Genomic DNA, 11,276 nt, shown 5'->3' with positions numbered 1-11,276 from the left:
TAAATCAACCCGCAAACCGAGCCGGAAACTCCATTCTTCCAAAGCCCAAAAAGTCTCAAATCATTTGACGACGGACAGGAGAGGGTGGAGAGGAACAGGATCGAGAAGGCGAAGCGCAGGCCGAACTCGGCGAGCAGCGGCGAGAGCGTGTTGGGCAGGATCTCGCGGAAGATGATCCAGCCCGTGCCTTCGCCGCGCAACCGTGCGGCCTCCACGAACTCCATGACCGCGACGTCGAGCGCGACGGCCCGGCCGATGCGGTAGACGCGGGTCGAATCGAGGATCGCCATGACAAGGATGAGGATCCAGAGCTGCTGGGGGAGGACCGCCAGCACGACGAGGGCGAAGATCAGGGTCGGGATCGCCATCATCAGGTCGTTGAAGCGCGAGAAGGTCTGGTCGATGAGACCGCCGGTGACCGCCGCGATGAAGGAGAGCAGCATGCCGATCGAGAAGGACAGGATCGTTGCCGCGAGCGCCACGAAGATCGTGGTGCGGGCGCCGAAGATCAGTCGCGAGAAGAGATCGCGTCCGAGATTGTCGGTGCCGAGCAGGTAGTCGCCGCCCATCGGCTGCCAGACGGAGCCGACGATCTGGCTTTCGCCATAGGGCGCGATCAGGGGGGCGAAGATCGCGCAGAAGACGGCAAGGACGATGCCGATGATGCCGACCCAGGCGCTGATGGGGATGGAGGACAATCTCATCGCGGGTGCCTCAATCTGGGGTTCGCGATGATCGCAAGGATATCGGCGAACATGTTGAGGAAGATGTAGAAGGCGGCGAAGATGAGCCCGCAGGCCTGCACCACCGGCATGTCGCGCACCGTCACGGCGTCGACCATGTATTGGCCCATGCCGGGATAGACGAAGACAACCTCCACGACGACGACGCCGACCACGAGATAGGCGAGGTTGAGCGCAATCACGTTGATGACCGGTGCGACGGCATTGGGGGCTGCGTGCTTAGCGATGATGCGGAGCCCGGAAAGGCCCTTCAGTTCCGCCGTCTCGACATAGGCCGAGGACATGACGTTGAGGATCGCCGCCCGGGTCATGCGCATCATGTGGGCGAGAACGACGAGGACGAGGGTCGCGGTGGGCAGCGCGATGGCCGACAGCCGCTGGCCGAGCGTCATGGAATCGTAGACCGTCGCCGGGAAGGTCGCGACGCCCATCTGCACGGCGAAGAACAGGATCAGCAGGTAGCCGACGAAGAATTCCGGCAGGGAGATCGCCGCGAGAGAGACGACGTTGATGATCTTGTCCGGCAGTCGGTTGCGGTATTGCACCGCCAGCATGCCGAGGCCCACGGCGAGCGGCACGGAGATGATCGCCGCGAAGAAGGCGAGGAACAGCGAATTGCCGAGGCGCTTGCCGATCTGCTCGCTGACCGATTGCTTGGAGGCCCAGGATTTACCGAAATCGCCCTGAACGGCGCCGCCGAGCCAGTTCAGGTAGCGGGTGGTGGCGGGCTGGTCGAGGCCGAGATCCTTGCGGATGTTCTCGATGGCCTGCGGGGTGGCCGACTGGCCGAGATAGGTGGTGGCGAAGTCGCCGGGCAAGGCTTCCACGCCGCCGAAGATCATCAGCGACACGGCGAAGAGCAAGGCCACGCTGAGCGCGAGGCGTTGCAGGATGAGCGCAACCAAGGGGCTGCTCTTGCTGAGTTTCGCCCAGAACGAAGGCGTGCCTTCGATGATGGGAGCACCAGTGGACGCAACCGACCCGGCAACGCCGGCAGACTGCGGGCTATCGCCCGCAGCAGCCGTTGCTGTCAGCTCCGGACCGTGCGCCGGTCCGCCGCCGGTCATCAGGCGTCGAGCCACACGCGGGTTGCGACGAAGCCGTTCGACATGTCGTTGCCGATGTCGTGGACATAGCCCTTCACCTGCTTGGAGCAGGCGTTCACGAAGTCGTTGAACATCGGGACGATGACGCCGCCCTCGTCACGCACCATCATGGCCATGGTGCGATACATGTCCTTGCGCTTGGCCTCGTCGAGTTCGGCGCGAGCTTCGAGCAAAATCTTGTCGAAGTCGACGCGCTTGAACCCCGTATCGTTCCATTCTGCGGTGGAGAGATATCCAGTGGTGTACATCAGATCCTGGGTGGGTCGGCTACCCCAGTACGAGGTGATGAACGGCTGCACCTTCCAGACGTTTGTCCAGTAACCGTCACCCGGTTCGCGCTTCACCTCAATGTCGATACCAGCCTTTTTGGCACTCTCTTGATAGAGTACGGCCGCGTCGACGGCGCCCGGGAAAGCAACATCGGATGTACGCAGCAGAAGCGGCCCACTATGACCAGATTTCTTGTAGTGGAATGCGGCCTTATCTGGATCATAGACACGCTGCTCAATGCCTTCCGGGAAGAGAGCATATGCTTCGTTAATCGGAAAATCGTTACCGACCTTGCCGTACCCATTCAGTACTTTTTCTACCAATACGTCGCGGTCGACTGCAAGTTTCAGCGCCATCCTTAAATCATTGTTGTCGAACGGCGGAGTGTCGCACATCATAGAAAATACATAGTGACCGCGACCATGTGTCGAAAGCACTTCAATACTGGGAACCCGCTTCAACAAGTTCACGGTCTTGGGGTCGACGCGGTTGATATAGTGCACCTGACCGGAGGAGAGGGCGGCGATGCGGGCGGTCGCGTCGTTCATCGCGATCATCTCGATCGTGTCGACGAAGCCGCGGTCCTGGCGCCAATCGTCAGTGTTGCGCTCGAAGGTGGCACGAACGCCAGGCTCGAAACTTGTCACCTTGTAGGGACCCGTGCCAATTTGGGCGTTAGGTTCTTCCAGGCCGCCGTTCGGCTGGATAATGAGGTGATAGTCCGTAAGGAGCAATGGGAGATCAGCGTTCCCCTCCGAGAGGACAATTACAACTCTATCACCGTCTGATTTGACCTCCTTGAAGGATTTGAGCATCCCAACTGCACCCGATTCAGACTTCGCGTCGGAATGGCGCAGCAATGTTTTCACAACATCATCGGCGGTAAGAACCTTGCCATCGTGGAAATTGACACCGCGACGTATGGTGAAGGTCCAAGTCGAGGCATCTGCAGATGGCTCCCAAGATTCGGCGAGCGCAGGCACTGCTTTCCCGGTCAACGGATCGGACTCAACCACTGTGTCGCCCCAGTTTCGGCCTACCACCAGCATGAATTGAGAGATCGCTTTCGCGGGATCTTTCGAATCCGTTGTAGCCGCACCTTCAAGGCCGAGCTTCAAGTTGCCACCGCGCTTGGGCTCTTGAGCCTCCGCCGCTGAATCGAACATGGTGCCGGCGACGGCGAGCGTCACGCCGAAAGCAGCGGCGCGGCCGATGAATTCGCGACGGCTCATTTTGCCGAGCGCGACCTGGCTCGTAAGATATTTGGTATAGTCTGACATTGCCCTCTCCCTATTTTGCGCGGTCTGTTTTCCAAACCGACGCGTAAGCTCTTCACGAATTCACGACGCAAATAATAAAGGCGATGATGAGTAATTTTTAAGTACCATTGAAGTTCACCCGAAAATAACCAAAATTATATAACATTTATTAATTAATGGAACGCTGTTTATATTTTGTATAATTCCGGTGGCTCCGTCCTTGGCAAAGGATAAATATAAGGGGTTCTCGATATTCTTTCCTTATGCTCCGTTTTTATTTTTTTGCGAGGAGGTCTGGATTAGAAATCACCGCTGCTGCTGTTGCGGCCATCACCGTTGCTGCATGAATCATACCTTTGTGGGCGTAGGGTGTTTTGCCCTGAGCCGTCCATTGCCAGGAATGGAATGACGTCGCGATCGCATGCGTCGCTCCATTTGCTTGAACAGTAGGGACTACCCAAGAGACGTCACCGACATCGGTCGAGCTGAGAAGCTTCGTTTTCATTTCCTTTGGCGCGATCGACACGCACAGCGGATCATCGGCGTACTCCACGCCGGCTTCATGGAATGCTTGGACAATATCCTCTTTTGGGAACGTCGCTTGTATCAACCGAGCAAAGCTTCGATCATCGGCGTCAAAGGGTGGAGGCCCTATGCGTATGAATTCCCGATGCATTGCGTCTTCGAGGTTTTGGTTTGGCAGAAGATTGCTGCATGCACTGATGTACTCGTGTGACACCAAGGTGCCGGTCATGATGGCAGCACCCTCGGAGACGCGGATCACTCTTGCGACGAGTTCATCGAGCCCGGCCGTGTGCTCGCAGCGAACGCAGTATCGAACTTTCGCGGTACGCTGGACTGTCCGTCGTCAAATGAACTGAGACTTTTCGGGCTTTGGAAGAGCGGAGTTTCCGGCTCGGTTTGCGGGTTGATTTAAGCCGCTTTGGCGTGATGGTTCAAGCGGCGCTGTCTGATGGTGTCTCGTTTGATCCTTTCACGTTCGAGCAGGATGGACTGGCCGCGCCCGAAGTAGACGTCGGCCGGGGTGAGATTGTCGAGGCTCTCGTGGTATCGGCGATGATTGTAATGTTCGACGAAGGCCGCGATCTGGGCTTCGAGGTCTTCCTGAAAGAAGTAGTTTTCGAGCAGGATGCGGTTCTTGAGCGTCTGGTGCCAGCGTTCGATCTTGCCTTGCGTTTGCGGATGGCCAGGCGCGCCATGGACCTGATCGATCTTGTATTTTTCCAGCCACTCACCGAGATCGGAGGCAACGTAACACGGCCCGTTATCCGACAGCAGGCGCGGCCGGTGTTCGACCTTGACGCTGTTGCAACCTGAGGCGGCCAGTGCCAAGTCGAGCGTGTCTGTGACATCATCGACTTTCATAGTCGTGCACAGCTTCCAGGCGACGATGTAGCGCGAGAAGTCATCGAGAATGGTGGAGAGATAGAACCATCCCCAGCCGATGACCTTCAGATAGGTGAAATCGGTCTGCCACATCTCGTTTGGGTGCGTGGTCTTGTCCTTGAACTCGTCATTGGCCTTGATGACGATATAGGCTGGCGAGGTGATCAGGTCGTGTGCTTTCAGCAGGCGATAGACCGAAGCCTCTGACACGAAATAGCTTTCCGTGTCGGTGAACCTCACCGCCAACTCGCGCGGCGACAGATCGGCATGATCGAGCGCGAGTGCGATGATGCGATCCCTGATATCATCGGGGATGCGGTTCCACACCCGTGACGGCGCGGAAGCCCGGTCTTCCAGCCCTTCGACGCCGTGGGTCAGGAACCTGTCATACCATCGATAAAAGGTCGGCCTGGGAATGCCGAGCTTGTCGAGGGTCTGCCTGACCGACAGATGCGACTGCTCTACAAGCCGGATGATCTCAAGCTTCTCGGTGGCGGGGTATCTCATTCGTCGTCGCCCCCATCCGCGATCATGCTTTTTTTGAGCATGCGGTTTTCCAGGGTGAGGTCGGCCAGAGCCTCCTTCAAGTCGCGGCTTTCACGACGAAGTGCCTTCACTTCGTCACTGGTCGCCGAACGGGCGGTATCGCCCGCAAGACGTTTCTTGCCCGCCTCGAGGAATTCCTTCGACCAGCTATAATACAAGCTCTCCGCGATCCCCTCACGGCGGCAGATCGCGGCGATGCTATCTTCACCACGCAAGCCGTCCAGCACAATGCGGATTTTGTCCTCGGCTGAGTGGTGCTTGCGCGTGGCGCGGCGGATGTCCTTGATCGTCTTCTCAGCCGTTGACGACTGCGGCCCGGATTTCTGTCTCATCTTCGCTTCCTTTGATAGAGCTACGATGAGCCGAAAATCCTCTCTTCTCAACTAAACCAGTTCTGTCTCAAGGGCGCTGATCCGGGACAGTCAGCCAATTCGGGACAGGCTGGTGAATACGATGGACGGACCGACTGAGACTTTAGCCGTAAATCACTGACCATAAACCGCTGCTTTAGGTTTTTGACAGATAGTGAGCATGACTCTATTGACGGTTTTGGCTTGCAACTGCGTCCTCCAGGACCATCGAAAGCGCAGCGTCGTCTCTTCTGTTTGAGTGTTCGGGGCGTAGTGTGACGGTGATTGAGAATGGATGACGTCTGGAAAGTTCTTGCTGGCAATCTTGCCGCCGTCGCATTGATCGTCTCTATCTGGACACATCTCTCTTACCGTTTCTACCAATTACCGCCCAAGCTGCGCTGCGCTGGCCTTGGGGTCACCATGGGCTTGGCGGCGATCGCGTCAATGCTCCTCTCGGTCCGCTTTGATGTCGGGGTCATCTTTGATCTCCGCCTTGCGATCATTGAGTCCGCTGCTGTATTCGGCGGGCCGGGGGCTGCGCTTATCACCGCCATCATGGCTGCGGGCTTCCGCTTATATCTTGGTGGGGCAGGGGTAGCGCCTGGCTTGACCGCGATCGCTCTTGTTTTCGTGCTAGGAAGCTCGCTCTGGTTCTTCGCTGGTCGAAAACCGTTGAGCAATGCGCCATCGATCCTGAGTGCCGCAGTGCTGGCAGGCTGCCTTTCGATTGCAGTGCTTGCTCTTCTCCCTGCGGCTGAGTTCCAGCGGGCGGTTGACCAGGTGGGGCTGCCAATTGTCGTTCTGAATTTCGCGACGACGGCCGCTATCGGTTTTTTTCTTGCATATTTTCGCCGGTTCACGCTGGAACGCGACATTCTATACGCGGCTCTCACACAGGCTCCCGATTACCACTATGTCAAAGACCTGAAACACCGTTTCGTTGTCGCGAACCTCAACGTTGCTCGCCACAATGGGCGCATGCGGTCGTCTGAAATGGTTGGGCTGACGGATCATGATCTCGCTCCGAAGGAGAGAGCCGAGCAGTTGATGGCGGTCGAGGCCGATGTCATGCGAACCGGCCAGGCGCTGGACCATTTTGAAGAGTTCCTTATCGAAGAGGGGAAGCCACCGCGATGGTACTCGACGTCGAAAGTGCCCTTGAGAAGCCGCCAAGGCGATATGGTTGGTTTGGCCGGCGTCACTGTCGACATCACGGAGAAGAAGCTTCTTGAGCAGGAACTCCGATCCAGCAGAAATGTCATGGCTCAAGCCATGGCGGAAATGTCAGACGGACTTGCGATGTTCGGGCCAGATGGAAGGATTGTGTTTTGCAACGAACAATACCGAGAACTCTTCCCGAAATCCGCTTATGCCCGCAAGGAAGGCGCGCACATCACCGAAATCGTCAGGGCCGCGGTGCGCAACGGAGAACGTCAGGATTTGCCCATTGATCTGGATGAGGACAACATCCAAGCGGCAGGGCAAACGCTCTTCATCAACAAGGACGAAGTGATCCCCCTCACAGACGGCCGCTGGTTGTCACTAAGAACGCGGGTTACCGAGGACCAACATGTCCTGGCGATTGTCTCCGATATTACCGCGATGAAGGAGGCCGAACTTTCGCTGAAGAGTTTTGCGGAGCGGATGAAGGGTCTGGCCGAAACGGACGCGCTCACGGGCTTGGCGAACCGCCGTTCCTTTGACGAGGCACTTCTACAAGAGTTCGAGAAGGCCAAAAAAACCGGGCAACCATTGGCAGTCCTTCTGATCGATGTCGACCGGTTCAAGGCCTACAATGACCGCTATGGGCACTTGGCCGGTGATGAATGCCTCAAGGCTGTTGCAGGCGCAATCGCGGCCGCTGCGCGGCGCTCTGGTGATATCGCCGCACGCTTTGGCGGCGAGGAGTTTGCAGTTCTCCTACCAAATACAGATTGCGAGAGTGCAGTCGCGATCGCTGACAAAATGCGGACATGCATCCGGGAGCTTTGCATCCCCCATGAGGGTAGTGAGTACGGATTTGTCACTGCGAGCCTTGGTGCCACGGTATTTACGCGCGAATCCGCTGTAAACAACGCCGCCGAGCTGGTGGGGCGTGCAGATCTTGGGCTGTACCAGGCGAAGGATGCAGGGCGCGACCGTGTCGGATTGCAGAGGCTCGACGACGAGCGTGCAAGAAAGTCAGCGCGGCCGCGTTGAGGAAACGAAAAGTTTAAGTCGTCCCGCTTGGAGCGTAACCGTGGAGAAGGTTCGATTGTTCGAGATGGTAACGGCGTGGGTCGCGAGTGGGTCTGACGAACATTGGCTGCCGTTCTTCAGGCCGGCCGATGAGGTCGCGGTGATTGTCGACGCTTATGCCGAGGAAATTACAGCGCAGAGCTAGGCCTTGGGCGACAAAGTGCGATCTGCTTACCATGTCTGCCGAGCGCTGTGCGAATACTGGAATGCGTGCAGTTCGACGATATCCGGGTGCGGGGGCAGTGACGGCAGGAAAGCTGCAAAAGAGGGTTTCTCAAAGAACCTAAGCCGCCTGGATGCACTCATTCCTATCGACATCTCGCATCGTTAACTGAATAGCGCAGCCCTCTCATCGTCCACACATGTCGACACCCGTCATGAGTGGCGATGAGCCTGCCGAGATCTAAGCGTAGTATTCGTTAGGCGCGGGCCTGAAAACGGAGGCGAGTTGAATTCGAAGACGCTTTGACCTTGAATTCTCAAGAATGATCTATGTTTGCGTCTACCGTTAGCGTCCAATATTGGGGCGATCGAAAAATATTTTAAAACACTAAATCAAGTTAACTAATTTTAAGTGTATGACAACTAAAAATAGGGGTCGGTACAGCGCCAAACGTTAACCATTTGTGGCTGAGCCGGAGCTGTCACGCGAGATGAGAGAGGCGCCGGGGCGCTTGTCTTCATTACGGTGTGACGGTGAGCCAATTGCCTCAGGGCTCGTCACTGTCTCGACACCGAACTGCATTTCCTTGGGTCCAAGGGGGACCGCTCAGTATGAAGAACGTTCCGATCATCGGGAAATTCATGATCATCATGAGTTTCTTCGGCTTGTTTGCGATCGCCGTCGCTATCTATAGCGACATGCAGCTCACCAACACAGATGCGGCCTATCATGAGTTGCTCGAGGGCAACTCCGCTGCAGCACTCAATCTTGCGAGAGCCAATAGATCCCTGCAGGGTGCGCGTGCCGCTCTTGGAGATCTGTTGATGTCCCGGACCGAAGAGCTGAACGCGATGGCCTCGGCGGAGCTCGAAAAATTCAAAACCGACTTTCTCGGTTTTGTTGATACTGCAGCGGTCGCCATGCCGTCGAACACTCAGATACCATCTCTCAAGGCTGCGGGCCTTGCGGTACTAGAGCAGGCATGCCAGTCGACGCTCCAGGCAGCGGGCCGAGCAGTCTCCGAGGCTGACGTTGCCGCATCCCAACAGCTCTTCCTCACTCAATGCCAGCCTGCCTTTGGTCCAGTCAGCGAAGAACTCAGCCGCGTGGCAACTGCCACGGTCGAGGCGGCGAACGCCAAAGGTACAGCCCTGACCGAGAGCGTCACGCAAACAGCAATCGTAACGCTTGTTGCCAATATCGCAGGTGTCATCATAGCACTTGCTGTCGGCTTCTTTGCCATCAGGTCTTGGCTGGTTGTTCCAATCCGTAGCCTGGCGACACTGATGACCAGGCTCGCCAATGGCGATCTTGACGTGGATGTGACAGGCCGCGACCGACGCGATGAAGTTGGTGGAATGGCTCAGGCAGTTCAGATCTTCAAGGATAATGGCCTGAGGACGCGTCAGCTGGAAGCCGAGGCAGAAGCAAACCGTCTGGTGAATGAGACCGAGAAGGAACGGATTGAGGCGGCCGAGCGCAAACGCGCTCACGAAATGGCTGCGGCCACATCTGGTCTGGCACAAGGGCTGAAACAGCTGGCTGATGGTAACCTTGGCTTCCGGCTCCGCGAACCATTCGCCCCCGACTTCGAGGCACTCAGAAGCGATTTCAACACAGCAGTATCAGAACTGGCTCAGACCATGACGGCTGTATCCGAGGCGACCGGCTCGATCGATAGTGGCGCGCGCGAAATCAGCAAAAGTGCCGAGGATCTGTCGAAGCGTACCGAGCAGCAGGCAGCAGCCCTTGAAGAGACAGCCGCCGCGCTTGATCAGATTACTGCAAATGTTTCCAACGCCTCCAAGCGTGCGGAGGAAGCGCGCGGTATCGCAGCCCAGACGAATGAGAGTGCCCGTCAATCCGCTACCGTGGTTTCGGATGCTGTCAACGCAATGCAGCGGATAGAGCAGTCTTCAAACCAGATCTCCAACATCATCAGTGTTATCGACGAGATCGCATTCCAGACCAACCTGCTTGCACTCAATGCCGGTGTCGAAGCAGCGCGGGCAGGCGACGCCGGTAAAGGCTTTGCCGTTGTTGCCCAGGAGGTGAGAGAGCTTGCCCAGCGCTCGGCGCAAGCAGCACGGGAAATCAAGGGCCTCATCCGTAACTCGGCAGATGAAGTTGCTGTTGGTGTCCGCCTGGTGGAAGCGACAGGTGATGCTCTGAATGTTATCCAGCAACAGGTTCTGACGATGAATTCTCAACTGGATGCGATTGCCACATCTGCGAAGGAGCAGTCTGTCGGCCTGGGCGAGGTCAACACAGCCGTCAATCAGATGGACCAAGTCACGCAGCAGAACGCGGCAATGGTGGAAGAGTCCACCGCCGCTAGTGCCGCACTTGCCGGCGAAGTCGAGCGGCTTCGTGGTCGAATCCAGCAGTTTCAGCTAGGTGAGGCGGCTGCATCATCCCATGCGGGGCCAGTTGCGGTGTCGGGTGCTGCTCGGCCTGTCGCATCGCCTGCACGTCGGATGCTTGCGAAAGTTGCCGGAGCCGTGGGGTTGGCCGCTGGAGCCGCTTCAGCATCAGACTGGGAGGAATTTTGATCTCTGGGAAAGAGCGGGCGGCTAAGAGCCGGCCGTAATCTGATTGCAGAACAATGGTACATTCATGAAGCAGCAAATTGAATAGCCCCGAGTTTTGTAGACGCCCTCGGGTTAGGTTCTCTGCTGCTTCTCGAACTCGACGGGCGACAGCATCCCGTTTCTGACGTGCTTGCGTTTCGGGTTGTAGAACATTTCGATGTAGTCGAACACGTCCTGGCGAGCTTCAGCGCGTGAACGGTAGACCTTTCGACGTATCCGCTCCCGCTTCAGCAGGTTGAAGAAGCTTTCGGCGACTGCGTTATCATGGCAGTTGCCACGTCGGCTCATCGAGTGAACCAGATTGTGGTGGTTGAGGAACGAGGCCCAATCCATGCTGGTGAACTGCGAGCCCTGATCCGAGTGGATCAGCACCTCGCCCTTCGGCTTGCGCCGCCAGACCGCCATGAGCAGCGCCTGCAGCACGACGTCCGTGGTTTGACGGCTCTGCATTGCCCAACCGATAACCCGGCGGGAATAGAGATCGATGACGACCGCGAGATAGGCGAAGCCCTCGGCGGTCCGGAGTGGAGTAAGAAGCGCGGATGCGCTTCTCCTCCCCGAACCGTACGTGCACCTTTCAGCGCATACGGCTCTCTATTC

The 11,276-nt window shown here is 57.3% G+C and carries 7 protein-coding genes and 1 pseudogene; 2 read left to right on the top strand and 6 right to left on the bottom strand.

Annotated features, from left to right (window positions below; translation table 11 throughout):
• The 5 genes from P7F60_RS30400 to P7F60_RS30380 form a co-directional block, all read right to left on the bottom strand.
• On the bottom strand, positions 1-704 hold a 704-nt coding region (locus P7F60_RS30400; RefSeq protein ID WP_277921191.1), incomplete at its 3' end, for an ABC transporter permease.
• The gene (locus tag P7F60_RS30395; RefSeq protein WP_277921190.1) at positions 701-1,825 is read right to left on the bottom strand and encodes an ABC transporter permease; all 1,125 of its coding nucleotides are present in this window, start codon (positions 1,823-1,825) and stop codon (positions 701-703) included. The genes P7F60_RS30400 and P7F60_RS30395, both read right to left, overlap by 4 nt.
• The gene (locus tag P7F60_RS30390; RefSeq protein WP_277921189.1) at positions 1,810-3,399 is read right to left on the bottom strand and encodes an ABC transporter substrate-binding protein; all 1,590 of its coding nucleotides are present in this window, start codon (positions 3,397-3,399) and stop codon (positions 1,810-1,812) included. Before P7F60_RS30390 ends, P7F60_RS30395 begins: the two co-directional genes overlap by 16 nt.
• A 253-nt stretch (positions 3,400-3,652) precedes the next feature.
• Positions 3,653-4,132, bottom strand: coding sequence for a hypothetical protein (locus P7F60_RS30385; protein WP_277921188.1), 480 nt, complete (start codon positions 4,130-4,132; stop codon positions 3,653-3,655).
• A 179-nt stretch (positions 4,133-4,311) separates the two neighbouring features.
• Positions 4,312-5,663 (bottom strand): IS3 family transposase gene (locus P7F60_RS30380; RefSeq protein ID WP_277921187.1). Its coding sequence is split into 2 segments (ribosomal slippage): positions 4,312-5,327 and positions 5,327-5,663, totalling 1,353 coding nucleotides; the frame shifts between segments, so codons are not numbered across the junction.
• Between the two features lie 309 nt (positions 5,664-5,972).
• Here P7F60_RS30380 and P7F60_RS30375 point away from each other — a divergent pair.
• Positions 5,973-7,883 carry a diguanylate cyclase gene (locus tag P7F60_RS30375; protein ID WP_277921186.1) on the top strand — a complete coding sequence of 637 codons (1,911 nt, stop codon included), beginning with the start codon at positions 5,973-5,975 and terminating at the stop codon, positions 7,881-7,883.
• 813 nt (positions 7,884-8,696) lie between these two features.
• Positions 8,697-10,637 carry a HAMP domain-containing methyl-accepting chemotaxis protein gene (locus P7F60_RS30370; RefSeq protein WP_277921185.1) on the top strand — a complete coding sequence of 647 codons (1,941 nt, stop codon included), beginning with the start codon at positions 8,697-8,699 and terminating at the stop codon, positions 10,635-10,637.
• Positions 10,638-10,748: 111 nt separating this feature from the next.
• Here P7F60_RS30370 and P7F60_RS30365 read toward each other — a convergent pair.
• Positions 10,749-11,210: pseudogene (locus P7F60_RS30365) on the bottom strand (IS3 family transposase); the annotation flags it as partial.
• Between the last annotated feature and the right edge of the window lie 66 nt (positions 11,211-11,276).

The sequence above is a fragment of the Rhizobium sp. YJ-22 genome (genome assembly GCF_029601685.1).
Lineage (GTDB): Bacteria > Pseudomonadota > Alphaproteobacteria > Rhizobiales > Rhizobiaceae > Metarhizobium.
This window is presented reverse-complemented; position numbering and strand designations above follow the sequence as displayed.